Genomic DNA, 20,052 nt, shown 5'->3' on the forward strand with positions numbered 1-20,052 from the left:
TCAAAAGGAATCATCATATGCGTATTGCGTATATCTGTACTGATCCGGGTATCCCTGTTTTTGGCTGTAAAGGCGCTTCAATCCATATTCAGGAAGTGCTGCGCAGCCTGCTGAAAACAGGCGCGGATATCACCCTGTTCGCACAGCGGACCGGCGGAGAACCGCCGGCGGAACTGGCTGGCGTTCATCTGCACCGGTTACCCGCATTGCCTGACGACACCCCTGAGGTACGCGCTCAGGCGGCGTTAGCCGCAAACCACCATCTGCAACAGGCTTTAATGCGTTATCCCCGTTTTGATGTGGTTTATGAACGTTACGCCCTGTGGAGCGCCGCGGGAATGGCCTATGCCAGACAGACCGGCTGCAAGGGGATACTGGAAGTCAACGCCCCGTTGATTGAAGAACAAAAACGGTATCGGGTATTACCGCTGGAGGCAGAAGCCCTGCGCATCCTGCGTTCAGTGTTAACTCATGCCGCCACGATTGTGGCGGTTTCTCCGGGCGTGAAAGCCTATTTAACGCAGTTTCCCCAGGCAAGGCAGCGAGTTTATGTGGTGCCCAATGGGGTTGATCCCCTGCGCTTTAGTCAGGCGATTAGCATCAGACAGGCACGCCTGACGCACGGCCCGCCACGCGACAGTACGATCGGTTTTTTAGGCAGCTTAAAACCGTGGCATGGCGTAGAGACACTGATTGATGCGTTTGCGTTATTACATCTACGGGGCAACCCGGTACGTCTGTTGATCGTGGGCGACGGCCCGCAACACGCGTCACTCTCTGACAGGGTCGCGCGGCTGGGTCTATCCGACAGGGTTCACTTCACCGGCGCGTTGCCCCATACGGAGATTCCAGCCCGGCTAGCAGAAATGGATATCGCCGTCGCCCCCTACCCCGCCCTGCCAGATTTTTATTTTTCGCCGCTCAAGATTTATGAATATATGGCCGCGGGATTACCCGTTATCGCCACCCGGGTCGGGCATCTGGCCAGTGTCGTCGAAGAGGGAAAAACCGGTTTGCTGGCCGCGCCGGATAACCCGCTTGCGCTGTGCCATACCCTGGAAAAGCTGGTCGTCAACCGCACGCTGTGTTGTCAACTGGGCGAAAACGGGCACCGGGCCATCATCGCTAATCAGAGCTGGGATGCGGTCGTACAACGGATTTTCCGCCTTGCCAATAGCATTTTACCGGAGGGACAAGCATGAAACTGCGCCCCTGGCGCGCGGTCACGCGTCAATTCTGGCCCTATATCCGGGTTCATTATCCGCTCATCAGCGGGGCATTGGCCGCCCTGCTGCTTTCAACCGGCATGCGCCTGCTTGAACCCTGGCCATTGGCGTTTGTCATCGACCATATTTTATCCCCCAATAAAAACCGTGCGCACTGGCTTAACGCCTGGGATGTATCAACGCTTTTAATGGTAAGCGTTGTCAGCGTGATCCTGATTGCCGCGCTGCAAGCGGCCATGAGTTATCTCAGTACTATCGGGCTGGCGCTGGCGGGAAGCCGCGTACTCAGTGCGGTGCGCAGTGACCTGTTTGCGCATTTACAGCGCCTGTCGTTGAACTTTCACTATAGGGTGAAAACGGGCGATCTCGCCATGCGCTTAACCAGCGATATCGGTATGCTGCGTGAAACCACGATTACCGCGCTGATGCCCATGCTGGTGAATATCCTGATCCTGGGCGGAATGCTGAGCATTATGCTGTACCTCAATTGGCAACTGACGCTGTGCGCGCTGCTGCCGATACCGTGGTTAATCTGGCACACCCGCCGAACCAGCCGGAAGATCCACGATACCAGCCGCAGACAGCGTAAATGCGAAGGCATCCTGGCGGCGAATGTCACCGAGTTTATGGGGGCGATCAGCACCGTACAGGCGCTCTCTTTGGAAACCGAAACCATCAAGCGTTTTCAGGGCGATGACGCCAACAGCCTGCAACAAAACGTACGCTCGAAACGGTTAACCGCCGGTCTGGAGCGCAGCGTTGACCTGATTATCGCCTTTGCCACCGCGCTGGTGTTATGGCAAGGGGCGCTGGCGGTATTAAATGACCGAATGTCAGTGGGTGAATTGGTGATCTTCTTCTCTTATTTAAAGAATTCATTCCGGCCGATACGTGAATACGCAAAATATACCGGCCGCCTCTCCAAAGCGCTGGCCGCCGGGGAGCGCATCGTCGACCTGTTTCAACGGCAGCCCGATATCACCAATCGTCCCAATGCTATCGCGTTGAACAAGGTGATCGATGAAATTTGCTTTGACCAGGTCGGCTTTCACTATGGGCGCGATGATCGCCAGCACCGGATATTGGATCACACCACGTTCTCGCTACAGACGGGAGAATCCGTCGCCATTACCGGCGTGTCCGGCGTGGGAAAATCAACAATCGCACGTCTGTTATTACGGTTGTATGACCCTCATGACGGACGCATCATGGTCAACGGGCGGGATATTCGTGATTACACCCTGGAGAGCCTGCGTCAACAAATTGGTTTTGTGCCGCAGGAGAGCCTGCTGTTCGGGCTCTCTATTCGTGAAAATATTGCGCTGGCCGTTCCGGGAGAAGTGACCGATACGCAAATTACCGATGCGGCGAAACTGGCCAATGCCCATGAGTTTATTACCGCGCAACCCCAGGGGTACGACACCATTTTGAGCGAACGCGGGCAATCCTTATCGGGCGGGCAGCAAAAGCGTCTTTCCATCGCCCGCGCGGCGATCCGCAATAGCCCGATTCTGATTCTGGACGAACCCAGCACCGGGCTGGACAGTGAGAATGAGCAGGCCGTTATCGAGGCGCTGGTGCGGCTGATGCAGCATCGTACCAGCTTGTTGATCACCCATAATCTTGCGTTCGCGGCACTGACGGACAAAATCCTCTTCATTGAGAACGGTTGCGTTATGGAGCAAGGCAGCCACGACGCATTACTCGCCCGTCAGGGACGCTATGCGGAGTTATGGCATCTGCAAGGCCTGGGCCGGGCATAAGGATTGCGTGATGTTACAGGATGCGGATATCGCTATGATTCAGACCGATACGGCGCTTCCCGGCCTGAGATTACTGCTGGACACGCAAGCGTTGCTGGAGACGCTGCGCCGCCTGCCGCGCTTCGCCGACACGCGATCCCTGACCGTGACCTATTTGCGCTATAAACCACGAACCAGTTGCGTGGCGGGGCTGACGCTGGTTTCCGCGTCGGGAGAACAGGGTCATTACTATGCTAAGGCGCTGACAACCGAACGTTTTATGCAAACCTGGCATCGCCGCCGCTATCAGACACTGGTGTCGACGGAAGATCCCTATGCGCCCGCCGCGCTCGCCGCCTTTTCCCTGATACTGTTTCACCCGCTGAACGATCCTGTTTTCAGCCATCTCCGGCCACTTTATCTACAATCAGCAGCCAATGCGCTGTGCGGTCTTTGGCCGTTCGCGCAAAGCGCTATCCTAACCTGGCAGCTATTGCGCTATAAGCCTGAGCGACGTTTCGTCGCGGCGCTGAACACCCCTGAAGGCCGCCATGCGGTATTGCGCTGCTGTCACAGCGAAACATTTGGCGCCATGCTAGCCGGCGCATCGCTGGGCGAAGCGTTGGGACATACCCGCATGCTGGGTCACGATGTCGGGCATCGCCTTCTGCTTACCCAGTGGCAGGCAGGCGACATTCTCTGTCCCGAACAGCATGCGCAATGGCGTCCGGGCGATCTCGGCCCGGTTGGGGAAACGCTGGCCACAACACATCAAACCGCATTAACCCTGTCCACGCGGCGCACGCTACAGGATGAAATACAGGCGTTGTGGAATGTCCTCAATACCTTGTCATTTATTTACCCGGCGGGAGAAGCGAGGTTTCGTCAGTTGACGCAACGGATCGCACAGGCGCTGCTGCCGGGGAAATCAGCGCCGGCGCTAATTCATGGCGATTTTTCGCTGGATCAGGTTGTCCATGTGGCCGATCGGACCCTGTGTTTTTTAGACTGGGATCACGCGGCTTACGGCGATCCGCTGACCGATCTCGCCAGCTTGCAGGCGCGTCTTGAGTTACAGGCGATCGAACAGGTGGTGACGCACGCTCAGGCAGATCTTGCCGTCTCCTGTTTTTTATCGGGTTACACGGCGCGGGCCGCGCCTGACGTCCGGCAATCCTTGTCGCAATTAACCTGGCATGTCGCGGCCAAACTGCTCTGTTTAGCCACCGAACCGTTCCGCAAACGCGCCCCTCATTGGCCTGAACAGATTGAAGCCCTGCTAACCCGTGCGGCGCACTATGTGGCGCAGGCGCAAACATCCACTCTCCATATCCCCACCGATCGGCTGCTGACATTAACGGACCCGTCCGCCATCGAAAAACCCATGCGACAGGCGCTGTCGCTGCCTGAAAGCGCGCAATGGGTGAAAGCGGAGGTGATCCGCCATAAGCTCGGACGCCGAGCGTTAATCGCCTATCAGTGGTCGTTGCCGGGACAAACGGCGCCGATGACCGTATTGGGTAAATATCGGGCAAAAGGCGTGGATCACGCGGCTTTTAACAAACAGCGCGCTTTATGGCAGAACGGGTTTAACGCATCGTCATGGGTATCCGTACCGGAACCGTTAGCGCTGATGGAAGCGGAACAATTGTGGCTACAGCGTAAAATCAGCGCACGTTTATTGACCGAGTTGTTGCACCCGGCCAGCCATGATTTATCGATATTAGGAAACCGCGTCGCGATGGCGCTGGCGGCCTTGCATCAGAGCCAGGCGCTACGCGCGTTATCGGCGGCTAAACAGTGGCGCTTATCAGATGAAGTAGCGGTACTGCGACAACGGCTGAATCAGGCGGCGGCGTTGCGCCCCCGGTGGTCGGCGCGTATTAAGCAGGTGCTGGCCGGCTGCGAACAACTGGCGGCCTCCCTGATCCCCTCGGAATCAACGGTGATCCACCGTGATTTTTATCCTGATCAAGTCATGATCTATGCAGAGCCGCCATTTAAAGTAGCATTGCTCGATTTTGACTTGTGCTGCATCGGCTGCCCCGCTATCGATGCAGGGAATTACATCGCACATGTTCAGGAACTCGCGTTGCGTCAATTCGGCGATATTCAGGCGCTGGCCGCCCATGAGTCAGCCTTTCTTCAGGCTTTTCTGGCCCGCTCGCCGACCGTCGCCGCAGAAGAGATTCAGGCGCTGACAACGCTATCACTGGCACGCCACATTTTTTTAAGCACTCAATTCCCCGCCCGCGCACAGACAACGGCAGCGCTGCTGTATCGCTGTGAAGCGCGTCTTGGCGTCAGGTCTGGTTAGTCAACGGATTATTTATGATACGTCATTACCTTATTTTCCCTTTTTTATCTCTGATGCCATTGGCCGTGGAAGCGGTCGGTAATGTCTCATCATCCGGTACCGCCAAAGAGAAGCGTGAAGAGGAGATACCGTGGATAACGGCAAAACCCCGACTGATCCTGGAGGGACAACACCAACGCAACACAGATCTAAGGCAAGGCGAGAAAAAAGATAACGCCACAGAACTTGAACCCGCCCTGCGGCTACAGTTACAGCTAAAGAAAGATGCGCCGGTGTCCGGGGTCGCTGAACTGGAATGGATAAAAAAAATTGAGCGCGAATCCCGCGAGGAAAAAGTGGAAACCGACAAACTGGAGCTGAATCAGGCTTACATTAAGATCAGCGACACCATCATACCGCATACCGAATTACGCCTGGGACGATGGTTAATACGTGACGAGCGCGAGTGGCTGTTTGATGAAAACCTGGATGGCGTACACGCTCGTATCAATCAAGGAGATATTGAAGTGGATGCCATCGCCGGACGAGTCAATCATTGGCAAAAAGATCTTTTTGACAGCGACACAAAGCAGGACCCGGTAAACACCGGCGGTATTCTGGCTCGTTACTCTCTGGATAAAACGTGGCGTCTGGGCATTTATGGCCTACTGCAACGCGATATCACCACGGATAACGATCGTCAGATCAATACCGGTATCCGCTCACATGCTTTTCCCAAAAAAGGATTGCAGCACTGGTTTGAGTTTGGCGTAATGCATGGCCGCGAAGCGGGGCACCGTCTGCGCGGCTATGCCGTTGATGCGGGCGGCACCTATATCTTTGATCGCGCGGCGCTGCGTCCCAGAATAACGCTTGGCTATGCCTGGGGCAGCGGCGACGACAAACAGAGCGACCAGATTGATAAAAGCTATCGCCAAACCGGATTGCATTCCAATGAAGCCCGTTTCGGCGGGATAGGTAAATATAAAGTCTACGGCAACACCTTTGATCCCGAACTGAGCAATATCCATATCCTGACCGGTGGTATCGGTATCAATATCGCGCCAGAGGCAACACTGGATTTGCTCTATCATGATTACAGGCAAGACCGGCTCGCCGCATTGCGAGATGACACCACCGAGATCAGCCCCAGAAACGATCGCCTCTCGACCAAACATCTTGGTTCAGCCGTGGAATTGATGGTTGGCTGGCGTCCTCGTGACAATATTGAAGTGGAATCAGTTCTTGGCTGGTTCATGCCCTCATCACGTTTTCGTCAGGATGATAGCCAGAGCAGCGACGCAAGTAAGCCCGCCGGTTACCTCTCGCTGAAGGTTGAAGTCGGGTTCTGACGACGGTTCTCCACTTAACTGATACAAAGGCTCCGTAACGCGTGCGGATATTCGGCGGCTCGCCTTTAGGTCAGACGGTCTCCAACACCTCGCCCGCCAGCCCTTAAGCAATCGTGACTCACCGAATATGTTAGCGTTAATACTGCTGCTTTTTATTTTCCGATCGAAAACACACTTTACTTATTCACTAAATCGCATGCTCAAACAATGGATATTATTTAAGTTAATAAATCGCTCAAAAATATTTTAGATAGTAAAAACACCTCATCCGCTTTATTGCAAGATACGAAAAGTCGACAAACGGGAGAAGCCAACGCATCTGTGACTTGAAATATAACGGACATATTTTGATAATTTGGCAAAAAATGATGTATTAACAATAATATTGGTAGTGATTATTTAATTTACATCGTAACTATTTTTCCCCATCTATTCCACAAAATAGCGATATCATATATAACCAATTGAAATAAAACAATAAATATAAATTTAACAAAATAATTTCAATTTGTATCAAAGTATTTATTTCAATGTGCCAATCATTCGACTATATTGCTTGCTATTGATAACGTCAGGCAAATAGATATTGACCTTCATCGAAATAATAAAAACCGAGCGGCTAAATCTATTTAAAATAAAACTTATTCCTTATTACCGCTGAAGATACCCAAGCGTACAGCGCTGTTTTTTAATCGACAAAAGCACATTAAAAATTTTTTTCTGCTGATGAGAAAAAGCGCATTCACTCATTGAATACTTAACCGGAACTTCCCCGATAAATACACTGAATAATTCAAATTAGGGAAGAAGGCGTTGCTGGCGCCTAAGGTCCATACGGCAGTTGCAGAAGGAGTTGCCGCACTCAGGGCTGTTGCCTGCCTGAGCCAAATTGACGTCATTAGCAACAATCAAAGGGAGAGGTAATACGTATGCGACCAGAAGCTCGAACCATCAACGTTTGCTTGATCAGCCAGGATAACGGGTTGATACAGGATTTAAACGTAGTCCTTAGTCACATCAATACATTGCTGGGCAATCATGCAAGGACTCAATCATGTACGCCACCTGACAGCGATTGCATGCCATATAACCGGATTCTTGAACAGGCAAGCCATTACCTATCGCAACATCAACACACGGACCTCGTCCTGTCATTGCAGCGTTTCGACTCGCTTTCAGCGGCCCTTCAGCCGTTCTCGGCTGGTCATCAACCGTCATTCCGGATCGAGTGCGTTTTGCTTGACGCCAGACACGAGAAACCGTCCGACGAAGAAGATCCCTTTCTGCCGTTTGTCCACAACCAGCCAAATGCCCGGTTTTCTCCTTATTCGGCGATGCTGTTATGCCAAGAGGAATGTCTGGGAGAATGGATTGGGCGGTTGGGAAACAACAGGCTGGTGCGGGTACTTCATCCCAATTCGTGGCAACGTCGTGCCGACATGCTGCGATTGATTCTGGACCACCTGGAGCACGCCTATTTCAACCGTATGCTGGTGCGCATCTATCAGAATTCGACAGATCCGGTGACAGTGGCAAAGACAATTCACCGCCATATGACCGCTCGCTGGGGCGACCAGTGGGACTTTCACTATTTTACGGGATCGATGGTGGCTCGCTTCATCAATTCCATGAAGGAATTACTACAGGATTCAGACCACCGTTGTCTGACCGGCAACAACGAGCATGCTCTCGCCGTCAGCGCATTGGCAGGCTGGCAATTATATGGCCGGGCCTATGTGATAGCCCTGACCTCCGGCATGATCGACGAGATGCGCGGCACCCTGGCAAACCTCAAACACGCTGCCGCGCCAGGCATTATTGTCTGCGCCGACTCCCCGTCAACCATCTGGTATCCGTTTCAGGGAACGCTTGACGCGGATAACAACGGTCATGCGGTGATCGCCGCTCGCGGCCTGTGGCATTGTTTCATCGTCTCGCCCGATGATATGTCAGTCTGCATGGAGGGCGCTTTCCAGGCGCTTGATAATCATCCGGCGCCAACCTTTATCATGGCGACGCAAGCCATCCTCGAATCGCAACTGGATGAACCCGCGATCGCCACGCCGCTGCCCGCGATCAAAACGACGGCGCTTTCCGCGGCTCAGCGTGAACGGCTCGATCAGGCGGTCGCAACCATCAACCATGATAATACACGGATGCTATGGCACTGTGACCGGCTCACCCCAGACGAACGGGATCGCGTTCTGCAACTGTCGGAGAAAGCGGGCATTGGCCTGGTCGACAGTATCATTCATCCCGGCAGCGTACCGGCTTACCGGGAAGGCGTCGCCGTGGAGAACTATCTTGGCACGCTTTCTCTGTACGGTTTTAACCGCGCGATCTACGAGTTTCTGGAAACCCCGCCTCAGCAAGGGGAAAGCAAGCCCTGGCTGTTCTTCCTCAAAAGCAGGATTGAGCAGTCAGCCACGCCTTATTCGGCGATTAAGCTCAAGCGCAACTTCAACGTTGCCCAGGTCAACTGTAATGCCGCGCATCTGTCTCCCTTTACGCATCTGGCGCTGGATATGCGGCTGACAGATTTTCTTGACTATGTCGAGCCGCGTCTGGCGGTCGACGACGCGGTACTGTCTCAACGCCGGACATTCATTGAACGATTGCGGAATATACCGACGGCATTGCCAAGCGATCTCATCGAAACGATGCCGATGACGCCCAATTACTTCTTCCACCAGTTAAATCTGCTGCTAACCGACCTGATTCAACGGCAGGGTTATCGCTATACCGGGGTCTACGATGTGGGCCGTTGCAGCCTATCGGCCATCCGTAATGTCGCGCGCACCGATCCCGGCTTCTCCGGTTGGTATGGCCGCGCCTTGATGGGGGATGGCCTGATGTCGCTGCCTTACATTGCGCTTAACAATGAACGCAACGTGCTGGCTTTCATTGGCGATGGCGCTCGTGCGCTCGTGCCGGACATAGAACAGCGTTTGATCTTGTCGTCGGCCAAAGGGGTAGTGGACCGCGGCGGCAACATCACGGTCTTGTACCTGACCAATGGCGGGCTCTCCATGATCCAGAGCTATCTGGACAAGCGTTGTACGCCGAACGGCTATAAGCAAGTCGATGTGCCGATGGCCGGGTGGGAAACCAAGCCTAGCGACAGCGTTATTAATGGCGTCAGCGTCCATCGCCGCCTACTCCGGCAATTTTGCCCTGCACAGTGGCGCGAAGCGTTAATCGCGCCTGACCGCATCAACTTCTTTGATGTCTGGCTTGGACACAATTCTGAAGGTGACGGCTTGGGCCTAATCTCAGAGGACTTTTGGAGCCGTCTGCCTATTTCTAACGAGGGAACACTATGAAATTCGGTTTTATCGCCCATCCCACTTCCAGGGAACTGCTGCATCAGGTCAAACTGATTGATATGACTGGCCGTATGCTTGAGGAACAGGCCAACGGCTACGACCCTGCGCTTTGGCGTCAGCGCAATCTGGTTCCCTTCGTTGAATTCGGCCGCATAGTCAGCGCCTGCGGCGCGCAATGCGATGGCATTTTACAATACATGCCATTAACGGCAGAACAGATGTTGAGCCAGCCAAAGCGTATCGCCGAGCGCGTGGTCGAAGGCGTCAATGCGCTCAAAAACGAGGGCGCAGAACTGGTCGGGCTGGGCGGCTTTACGTCCATCGTTGGCAACCGCGGCCTACAGACACTCGAACGTACGCAGGTTCCGGTAACCACCGGCAACTCGCTGACAGCGTATGCCGCCTATATGAACCTGCTGGATGTTCTGTCCGCCCTTAATATCCCGCCAGCGCAGTCAGACGTCGCCATACTGGGATATCCCGGTTCGATCGCCCTTGCTGTCGCCCGGTTACTGATCCCATTAGGATGCAGGTTGCGCCTGGTGCATCGGGATAAAAAACAGCAATCGGCCCTTCTGCTGGATTACCTGCCGGCGCAGTTGCACGGACAAGTCACGCTCTACGACAACGTGGACGATTGCTATGACGAAACCAAACTGTTCGTGGCCGCAACGTCCAGCGGCGGCGTGATTGATCCACTGCGGCTGGCGCCGGGCAGCGTGATCGTCGACGCGGCGCTGCCGAAAGACATGCAGCCAGGCTGGGAAAAGCGTGACGACATTTTGGTGATCGACGGCGGACTGGTATCCGCCTCCGACGCCGTAAGTTTCGGCGCTTTGGCGCTAGGGCTTGACCCAAAGCGCAACCTCAACGGTTGCCTCGCCGAAACCATCATCCTCGCGTTGGAGGGCCGGGCGGAGCCTTTTTCGATCGGCCGTGAATTGCCCGTTGAACGGGTGCTGGAAATTGGCCGTATCGCCGGGCGTCACGGCTTTACCCCCCGCCCCCTGACAAGTCATGGCGAAACGGTAAGCGAAGCGAAATTCCATAAATTACGGCGATTCCACGGCGGCAAACAGCCAGCGGCCGTCTTCGATATAGGAGACGACGCTCAACACCTCCGCGCGGAAGTGCTGCGCTGTTTTGGCGAACACATCAACCCCGTCTTGCAGGAATTCTATGCGTTCAATCATATCGAACGGGTGTTCAACCACGGGCAGGGATGCTGGCTCACCGATCTGGATGGCCGCCGCTATCTGGATTTTTTAGCGGGATACGGTTGCCTCAATACCGGCCATAATCATTTGGGCGTGACCGCCAAACTACAACACTACCTCGCGCAGCAGCATCCCACCTTTGTGCAATATCTGTCCGCACCGCTGCATGCCAGTCTTCTGGCCAGGCGTCTGTCCACACTGACGCCGGACGGATTGGAACGCGTGTTTCTGAGTAACTCGGGAACCGAAGCCGTGGAAGCGGCATTGAAACTGGCGATGGCCGCCAGCGATAAACCCACGCTGCTGTATTGCGCTAACGGTTATCACGGCAAAACGCTGGGGGCGTTGTCGGTAACAGGCCGCGAGAAGCACCGCCAGATATTTGAACCGCTGCTGCCCCACTGCGAGGAAATTCCGTTCGGCGACATCGCCGCCTTGCAAGCCCGGTTGCAAAAAGGAGATGTTATGGCTTTCATTATGGAACCCATTCAGGGAGAAGGCGGCGTCACCCTGCCGCCGGAGGGTTACCTCTCCGCAGTAAGGGCGTTGTGCTCCGAACATCAATGCCTGTGGATCCTTGACGAAATCCAGACAGGACTTGGCCGTACCGGAAAGATGTTCGCCTGCCAGTGGGAAGGCGTTTCTCCCGACATCATGGTGCTGTCCAAATCCCTTTCCGGCGGACTGGTGCCCATTGGCGCCACCCTTTCTTCGAAAGAAGTCTGGCAACGCGCCTACGGTAATATCGATCGTTTTGCCTTGCACACCTCAACGTTTGGCGGAGGAAATTTTGCGGCGGCAGCGGCGCTGGCCTCACTGGATGTGATTGAACAGGAAGATCTGGCCGGCAATGCTCTTCTGGTCGGGGCGCATTTGCGGCAGGGGTTGGAAGATTTAGCCCGCAAGCACTACTTCATCAAAGAAGTCCGCGGGCGAGGATTAATGCTTGCCATTGAATTCCAGAACGATGTATCGGGCGGTATGGACGCCTTCTTACGGGAAATGACCAGCAGACTGCCTGCCAAAGCCGCCGCAACCTATCGAATGATGCCCATGAAAGCGCGAGTACATCTGGAAGCCGCCATGAAAGAGCTGGAATCCACGATGTCGGACATGTTTGTGCTGCGCATCATGACCAAGCTCTCTCAGGAACACAACATTCTGACCTTTGTGACGGCGAACAATAACCGAGTGATGCGAATCCAGCCGCCGCTGGTTCTATCGCTGGACGAAGCCGAGTACTTCATCAAAGCGCTGAGTACGGTCTGCGAAGAACTCTCCACCTTTGAAGCATAAGGTAATCTATTCGATATGACCTGTCGCAGACAGGGAATCAATAAACCGCACTGGCGCAAACCGCGCCAGTGCGGGCATGCGTCACCGACCATACCTCGGCTAGCGTAAACTCTCGTTACACCTTTCCCGATGCGCCGCCGCATAGAAGATTCTGTCATAAATAATACTTATTCGTAATGGAACTCACTTTTCTTCCATAGCAACTCAGAATTGAACGAAAGATAAACGTTCCCCCTTTCGGGTTTCGCCTATGAGCCTGAACTGAGGTTTCAATAAACCTTGCCCTAACTTACTTCGCGCCGCCAACTTCCTACCCTGAAGCTGACGGCTTTTTTACCACCATGACAGGAAAATACAAGATGAGTCTGGAAACCTATCGGGCCCTGATAGATGGTATCTGCGACCTGGCCGAGATTCCCCGCAGCGGCGTGTTGTACGAACGCCCCCATTTCGAAATCGATGGTGTCGATTTTTCCTTACCTTATGTCACACAGCCAGAGCCGGGTCACATGGCGATCCACACCGATCTGGGGGCGCTGCATAGCGAGTATTCGACACAACAATCCATCGCTCTGCTGAATATGAATTTTCACCTTTTCGACGCACCCTATGGCGCGGTGTTGGCACGCAATCCCAAAACCGGGAACATTCTGCTCATGGCCGCGGTCAGCCTTGAGCACCCCTCTGCGGCTACACTGTTGTCTGCGCTTTCTGCCTGCGCCGCCTTCGTTCACGAGTGGCGCGAGTCAACCGTCACAGGTTTTTCCCGTATGCCAGCCGCCGTTTCGCACGGTCAATCCTATTAAGAGGAACACAGACATGCGTATTAATAACACACAGCCACATCCACTCACACTGGGCGACCATCCCACTCAGACAAAGGCGTCCGACGTCGCGTCGACATCAACGGCCAATGTCCGCCCATCCAATAATCCTCCTCTGGTAAGCGGGCAGCGTGAACGCCCCGCATCCTTCAATGCCCCTCAACATCAGGCTTTAAAATTGCCGGAGCGTCATCAGGAACTCTTTGATAGTTACCGGTTGGATCTGATGGAACGAGGCAGCCCGGACACGTCCCAGCTCAATAGCGCGCTTCCCCGCCTGTTAGGGGGTTTGCTGGAAGCCAACCCCGGTTCGCGTTTCGACGATGTGGCGGCTTTTCTGCCAGGAATGTCGCCGCCGCCGCGCCTGACCGATCCCAGTATTGCCGACCGGCTTAATGAGATTGCGGCACGCAGTGAACCGCATTTGCCCCCGGACGTGAAGGAAACCGCCAAGGTTTTCGTTGAATATGCAGGAAAGTTGGGCGACTACCTGGAACATGCTCATCTATTGCACGATACCGCGTTGCGCGAGCCGGACCTTAACCAGACGGATCGCGCGGACATCCGTCGCAGCCAGACATCGCTGGCGTCAACGGCGCGAGAGGCAATCAAGCGCGTCCCCGACGCGTTTGAAACGAGCCAGAACAAGGTTAAAGCCAATATGACGCTGCTGGAACATGAGCTTACCGAGACCTCGCCTTCGGATGATCGTGTTAAGACGATCCAGACAGAACTTAAAACTCATGAGCAGACGCTGTCGTTCCTGCAAGGCGTACAGGCCGACTATCAGGAGCATTCTAAGGTGAAGCATCTCGCTACCGTGCAGGCTCACCTCAATCTGGAGGATGTTCAGGAGCGCCTGTCCAAGCCGCTGCAAGCAACCGACAAAGGCAAAGTCATTATGGGGTCGGCTATCGTTCAGGGCGTTCAGACCTTCCTGCACCTGGGGGAAGTGCGCTCCTGGATGAACGTCGCCGCCAGCAACAAGATTACCCGAAACGACGCGCTGGGTTATCTGGGGCGGGCAGTGATGGCCGGCAGCGTCACCGGGTTCGCACACGAAGCTGTCGGCGGACTGACGAAACCCATTCTGGAAAACGGTTTGCAGGCATTGGGGGTCCCAGGGCTTAAACCCATCAAGGCTGATACTATCGTACCCAAACCCCTGCGTTCGGCAGTAGGCGAGTACGGCGAGGTGGTGAAAAAATCTTCTCACACCCTGGCTGAGGAAACGAGCAAAGCGGATCAAGAACGTCAGCAGGTAAGCAACAAACAATTACGCAGCGATACCGTCCTGGCACTGGGGGATTCGATGGCCTTTATCCCGCGCAGCGCCCTTCAGGCAATGCGTCAGGGCATTGATGATGTCAGCGCCACGAATCTGTCAACGCCGCATTTTCTCTCGTTATTCGGCGCTCTCGGTTCCGCTGCGGCAGGCGCGATTAAGGCGATGGTGCAACTTCATACCACCTATACCGATCCTCAGGGACGTAAATTCTCAATCTTCGAGCCGCAGAAGACCTCCCAGACGAGCATCGGCGACAAACTCAAGCAGAGCCTGGACCTCACGCAAGAAAGGGTGCGCAGCAATTTCTATAGCAAAATGGCATCGGCGGTACAGGGTTCGCTCTTGACCGATCTGACGCCGGAAGCCAGCAGCTCGGCATCGCTCAGCGCCGGACAGCGTTCCACAAATGCTTTACTTGGGATGACAGCGCCGATCACCTATCTATCCTCTATCTACAGCAATCAGGCCGTTCCTGCGGAGATAAAAGCGCGCAAAAAGCAAATCGAACCAGGCGATCGCCTTGCCAACGCCGCGTTCAACATCGCAGCCCAACACCGGACCCAGCTCCCGCGTGCGACCAGCGAGAACAGCCGTCTTCGCCCGCTGGAGAACACTTACCACGCATTGCGTGGGGTGTTACAGGTCGCGCCCCAGGCCACCACCGAGGCGATGAGTCTGCTGGATCGCGGTGTAAGCCAAGGCATGCGTCGGATTGCCGCCGCTGTAACGGCCGACAAACCGGCATCGAACGGGACCGTAGATAACCAACCGGCACCGTCAGCCGGTGGCGGGGAAACGGCCACGCGCTCATAGCCGGGCAATTTGAAGTCGCTTTTGGTGTATCAGGGATTTATTGTTCCATTGCGGAGCACCGTTACGTGAACGGATAAAGCACTATCCTGATGATTTGGGCGATTAACGTTGATACGGAAGGCGCCTTTATTGCTTTGCCCCCGCCTGCACTTTCGGTTCGTAAAACAGGCGGGTGGCCTTCTGGCGGTCGAGCCATGCGGCGATGTCGGGGTCCTCGACCCGCTCGGTCACGAGTATCAACGCGGGACATTTTAGCGCAGCGCGCAGCGTGCTCAGCGCGAAGCGGCCCGTCGGCGCCACATCCTGAGCGTCCTCGGCGATCTGACGGTCAAGCCCGCCGAAACTCGCTAGAACCCCGTCGAGTCCCTTGATTTTCAATTGCCTCAAGATCGCCTCATCTTGGGGCCGAATGCTTAGCCCGAGCGTCAGCACCCGGCGCAGACTGCCGCGCAGTACCACCGGCGAGGCAGTCAGTACCGACACTCCCCGGCGCAGCGTGCCCGGAGAAACCCCGGTAATATCGACCCCCTGAAGCAGAACCCGGCCCTTCTCCACCGGCTCGGCGCCGGAAAGCACCCGCGCCAATGTTTCCGTATCCGTTCCCGGCGGCAAGATCGCCCACCCCCTCGAATTGGTCAGGCGCATAACGCGCCCCGCAAGGCAGCACCACCAGATCGCCAGGATAAAGCGTCGCGTGCCGCCCGACGACAAGCTGGATACGCTGGTGCTGGCCGATGGAGACCACACGACCGAGGATAAGTTGCCCCGCCGTCGCAGCGGTGACGTCGGCATTGATCCCGGCGACGAGCGCGGGGTCGATACGCCGGGTGGAAAAAGCCCATTTAGCCTGGGCGATAGTCGAAATGGAAAAGGTCATATTGGTTTTCTTGTAACGGGGGTCAGGCAAGCACCCGGGCGGCAAGACCTCCCCTGCGTGCGCAGAGGGCAAAGTTGTGGCCGCTGTCCGGCAGGACCGAGAATGTGACGTCGGGAATGATCCCATGCGCCCGCGCAGCGGAGGCAAAGGCCGCGGCATAGGTTCGAGCTCGGGCCACCCGGTCACAACCTTGTATTGCATCGAGCAACGGATCGGCACGCAGTGCCGGATCACGCTCGGTGTCCTCAGCGCCGACGTAGAGCCGCAACGGTAAGCGAAGGTATTCGGGAAGCTGCACCCGGCAGATCGCGGCTATATCGGTCCGGTCCGGCCCCGGCTTGCCGCCCCCATCCCCCAGGCCAGCGGGGAAGGCAATGCTGGTATCGGGCAGGCAATACCAACCTGCGGCGGCGACATGCAGTCGAGCGATGCGTTGCGGGTAGAGCATGGCGAAGCGGTGCGGGAGTTGCGCGCCCCCCGAGAAACCGAACAGCTCTACCCGCGTAGTATTGATGCCGATGCTTTGAAGTTCCATAAACAGCGCCAACAACGCGTGATCGGGACGGCGCGCGCCGATGCGTTGAAAGCCCGGCCAGTCGGTTTGCGAAAAACGCGGCGCGACCAGCACTCGCCCCGACGTCAGGGCATGGACGGCGAACGCCTCACGGATCGCCCGGGCATCGCGAGATATCCCATGCAACGCCACCAACGGCGGCAGGTCGGATCGCATCTGTTCCGGGATCAGGACCCAGGCACTTAACCGACCCTTGGGGAGATACAAGCGCAAAACCTCCTGACGGAAAGATCTGCACACCGGCGGAGCATCCTGCCATGCGGCCATGCGGCCATGCGGCCATGAACATAGACACCTTCCTTATCGTTTAGTGATAGGAAAATTGTTACATTTTATTATTAATTGAAAATCTTTATTAGCATCAGTTATTGCATGAATTTTTTTTGATCGTTCGATGAAACATTCAGAGAGGCATCGCTATTGATACGCGCCCGGCAAAATCGTAATGATGCGCTGAAACCTTCGAACGACCCGCCAGCGTCCCCAGCCATAACTCGCTGACACCAATGCAATGAAACCCCGATCGTCAGGCACGCAGACCACCAGTTGGGATCTGGGGTATGAAAGGTTACAGTTATGCTGCTCACGGTTGGACGCTAGCAAGGTTTTTTCTGACGCTAAAGTAGCAATACAAAAAGGCAGGAAATGGCCGAAGAGAATAGCCGGCTTTGAAGCGGAGTCCGGCGGCAGACGCTCCGCCTGCCGCTTCTGTTTGCGAACGGTGCAGGGGTGATGGCTTTAGCCTGCCGGATAATCAGATCGGAAAGTGCCATGACAAGCGCGCCCAGGTTGAGACTCAGGCTCTATGCTTGTCATTGCCTTTATTTGATCCCAGCAACAATCCGCAACGTGTTGCCGCCCTGTTTGTTTGGCCTCAATTCTGGTCTTAAAAAGGCTGGCTTTGGGTGGTTTTCAGTGGATTTCGCTTGATGCTCAACAGAGCGATTACCCTGTTGAATCAGAGAGCTACAGACATCAGTGAATATCTATAGAAAAGAAACTGGAGCGGGAAACGAGGCTCGAACTCGCGACCTCAACCTTGGCAAGGTTGCGCTCTACCAACTGAGCTATTCCCGCGTCACAGGGTTACTGCTTTTATTTGCCACACCGCACAGGGCCGCATGACTGAATTGGAGCGGGAAACGAGACTCGAACTCGCGACCCCGACCTTGGCAAGGTCGTGCTCTACCAACTGAGCTATTCCCGCTCGGGATACCGCCGCACCGGAAACAAAATTCTGTATCGGTACGGGGTGCGAATTATACGAGAAATCCTTTCAACCGCAAGCCCTGAAAAATGAAAAAATGTTTGTTTGCCGATAAAAAGAGCAAAGCGGTGTGAAAACACGCATTACCCGCACTGAAGACCGTCAGGTCGACATCTCTGACGGTCAAGCTGTCCATGAACGCCTGAATCAGCTTAAAGCTGAATAAAATGCTCGCGGTAATAAGCCAGTTCCGCCAGCGATTCGCGAATATCATCCATCGCCTGATGCGTGCCCTGCTTTTTAAACCCGGCCAGAATCTCCGGTTTCCAGCGGCGTGCCAGCTCCTTAAGCGTACTGACATCCAGATAACGATAGTGGAAATAGGCTTCCAGCTCCGGCATATAGCGGAACAGAAAACGGCGATCCTGACCAATACTGTTACCGCAAATCGGTGATTTACCCGCGGGCACCCACTGTTGTAAAAAAGCCAACGTGACCCGTTCAGCCTCACGCTCGTCAACCGGGCTGGCTTTCACTCGGTCGATCAGACCGCTAGCCCCGTGCGTGCGCACATTCCAGTCATCCATCAGCGCGAGCTGGCTATCCGACTGATGAACGGCTAGAACCGGCCCTTCCGCCAACACATTCAGATTGGCGTCTGTCACCAATGTCGCAATCTCAATGATACGATCCTGTTCAGGGTTCAATCCCGTCATCTCAAGATCGATCCAGATCAGGTTATTTTCATCTACCATCGTTGGTATTCCCATTTTTGCCGTGTATTGTCAACCGCCATCGTCGATTGTAACGCCAGTACCGGACGCTATCTGGCGGCATCAGTTAATTAAAATCAAATAGGGTGTATTATAATCGCTTCAATCATTATGGGCGATAACCCTGTCTTATGGCATTCATCGCACCATGACGATCAATAGCGTATTAAGTGAGGCTCAGTGAGCAAAAAGAAACTGTCGAAAGGTCAGGAACGACGGGTAAGTGCGAATCATCAGCGCCGCCTTAAACATTCTGAAAGTAAAATCGAATGGGAAGATAGTCAACTGGGCGACACCCAGGAAGGCGTTATCATCAGCCGATTCGGTATGCATGCCGATGTGGAAGCCGCAAACGGCGTCGTACATCGCTGTAATATCCGCCGCACCCTTAAATCACTGGTCACGGGCGATCGCGTCGTGTGGCGGGCCGGTAATGAAGCGCTTGCCGGGATCAGCGGGATTGTTGAAGCCGTTCATCCGCGTCACTCCGTCCTGACGCGTCCTGACTACTACGATGGCGTCAAGCCGATCGCGGCCAACATCGATCAGATCGTGATCGTTTCCGCCATTTTACCTGAGCTCTCGCTCAATATTATCGATCGGTATCTGGTGGCCTGCGAAACACTGGACGTCGAACCGCTGATCGTTCTGAACAAAGTCGATTTACTGGATGAAGATGCCTGCCGGTTCGTCAATGAACTGATGGATATCTACCGGGCGCTTAACTATCGCGTACTGATGGCATCAAGCCACACTCAGGAAGGGATGGCGGAACTGGAGCAGGCGTTAACCGGCCGTATCAGTATCTTCGCCGGACAATCCGGGGTAGGCAAATCCAGCTTGCTCAACGCCCTGCTCGCCCTCGGTGAAGAACGCATTCTGGTTAACAAGGTTTCCAATAACTCAGGACTGGGGCAACATACCACGACCGCTGCCCGTCTTTATCACTTCCCCCACGGCGGAGATGTGATTGACTCGCCGGGCGTACGCGAGTTTGGTCTGTGGCACCTGGCCCCCGATCAGATCACCCGTGGTTTTATCGAATTCCGGCAATACATCGGTTCGTGTAAATTCCGTGACTGCAAGCATGACAACGATCCGGGCTGCGCCATTCGCGCCGCTCTCGACCGTGGCGACATCGCCGCCGAGCGTTTCGATAACTATCACCGTATCTTGGAAAGCATGGCGCAGGTAAAAACGCGTAAAACCTTTTCCGATACGGATAACTGACATTTATTGTA

The 20,052-nt window shown here is 55.0% G+C and carries 13 protein-coding genes and 2 tRNA genes; 9 read left to right on the plus strand and 6 right to left on the minus strand.

All coding sequences use genetic code 11. The features are described 5' to 3' along the window. Positions 1–17 precede the first annotated feature (17 nt). From EH207_RS14915 to EH207_RS14950, 8 genes are all read left to right on the plus strand, one after another. The gene (locus EH207_RS14915) at positions 18–1,202 is read left to right on the plus strand and encodes a glycosyltransferase family 4 protein (protein WP_137714707.1); all 1,185 of its coding nucleotides are present in this window, start codon (positions 18–20) and stop codon (positions 1,200–1,202) included. Continuing rightward, a complete protein-coding gene (locus EH207_RS14920; RefSeq protein ID WP_137714708.1) occupies positions 1,199–2,989 on the plus strand; it encodes an ABC transporter ATP-binding protein in 1,791 nt (596 codons plus the stop codon). Before EH207_RS14915 ends, EH207_RS14920 begins: the two co-directional genes overlap by 4 nt. A gap of 10 nt (positions 2,990–2,999) precedes the next feature. Further along, the gene (locus tag EH207_RS14925; protein WP_175413690.1) at positions 3,000–5,285 is read left to right on the plus strand and encodes an aminoglycoside phosphotransferase family protein; all 2,286 of its coding nucleotides are present in this window, start codon (positions 3,000–3,002) and stop codon (positions 5,283–5,285) included. Between the two features lie 14 nt (positions 5,286–5,299). Continuing rightward, positions 5,300–6,616 (plus strand): alginate export family protein, encoded by a 1,317-nt coding sequence (locus EH207_RS14930; RefSeq protein ID WP_137714710.1) that lies wholly within the window; start codon positions 5,300–5,302, stop codon positions 6,614–6,616. A 1,079-nt stretch (positions 6,617–7,695) separates the two neighbouring features. Next, on the plus strand, positions 7,696–9,939 hold the full coding sequence (locus EH207_RS14935) for a thiamine pyrophosphate-dependent enzyme (RefSeq protein ID WP_217496099.1): 2,244 nt from the start codon (positions 7,696–7,698) through the stop codon (positions 9,937–9,939). Beyond that, on the plus strand, positions 9,936–12,455 hold the full coding sequence (gene pigE / locus EH207_RS14940) for a prodigiosin MAP biosynthesis aminotransferase PigE (RefSeq protein WP_137714712.1): 2,520 nt from the start codon (positions 9,936–9,938) through the stop codon (positions 12,453–12,455). The genes EH207_RS14935 and pigE overlap by 4 nt, the downstream gene beginning before the upstream one ends. Positions 12,456–12,814: 359 nt before the next feature. After that, positions 12,815–13,261, plus strand: a complete 447-nt coding sequence (locus tag EH207_RS14945; RefSeq protein ID WP_175413691.1) for a CesT family type III secretion system chaperone — start codon at positions 12,815–12,817, stop codon at positions 13,259–13,261. A 13-nt stretch (positions 13,262–13,274) separates the two neighbouring features. Further along, entirely contained in the window at positions 13,275–15,380 is a 2,106-nt protein-coding gene (locus EH207_RS14950) for a hypothetical protein (protein ID WP_137714714.1), read from the plus strand. 126 nt (positions 15,381–15,506) lie between these two features. Here EH207_RS14950 and EH207_RS14955 read toward each other — a convergent pair whose 3' ends face one another. The 6 genes from EH207_RS14955 to orn form a co-directional block, all read right to left on the minus strand. Then, on the minus strand, positions 15,507–15,767 hold the full coding sequence (locus EH207_RS14955) for a hypothetical protein (protein WP_137714715.1): 261 nt from the start codon (positions 15,765–15,767) through the stop codon (positions 15,507–15,509). 7 nt (positions 15,768–15,774) lie between these two features. After that, entirely contained in the window at positions 15,775–16,257 is a 483-nt protein-coding gene (locus EH207_RS14960; protein WP_137714716.1) for a hypothetical protein, read from the minus strand. A 22-nt stretch (positions 16,258–16,279) separates the two neighbouring features. After that, a complete protein-coding gene (locus tag EH207_RS14965) occupies positions 16,280–17,038 on the minus strand; it encodes an alpha/beta fold hydrolase (protein WP_137714717.1) in 759 nt (252 codons plus the stop codon). A 794-nt stretch (positions 17,039–17,832) separates the two neighbouring features. Next, positions 17,833–17,908: transfer RNA gene (locus EH207_RS14970), tRNA-Gly, on the minus strand. Positions 17,909–17,962: 54 nt separating this feature from the next. Beyond that, a tRNA-Gly gene (locus EH207_RS14975) sits at positions 17,963–18,038 on the minus strand. Positions 18,039–18,250: 212 nt separating this feature from the next. Beyond that, positions 18,251–18,793 (minus strand): oligoribonuclease, encoded by a 543-nt coding sequence (gene orn, locus EH207_RS14980; RefSeq protein WP_137714718.1) that lies wholly within the window; start codon positions 18,791–18,793, stop codon positions 18,251–18,253. A gap of 198 nt (positions 18,794–18,991) precedes the next feature. On the opposite strand from orn, the gene rsgA reads away from it, so the two are divergent. After that, positions 18,992–20,041 carry a small ribosomal subunit biogenesis GTPase RsgA gene (rsgA, locus tag EH207_RS14985; RefSeq protein WP_137714719.1) on the plus strand — a complete coding sequence of 350 codons (1,050 nt, stop codon included), beginning with the start codon at positions 18,992–18,994 and terminating at the stop codon, positions 20,039–20,041. The last annotated feature ends 11 nt before the right edge of the window (positions 20,042–20,052 follow it).

The sequence above is a fragment of the Brenneria rubrifaciens genome (assembly GCF_005484945.1).
GTDB classification, from domain to species: Bacteria; Pseudomonadota; Gammaproteobacteria; order Enterobacterales; family Enterobacteriaceae; genus Brenneria; species Brenneria rubrifaciens.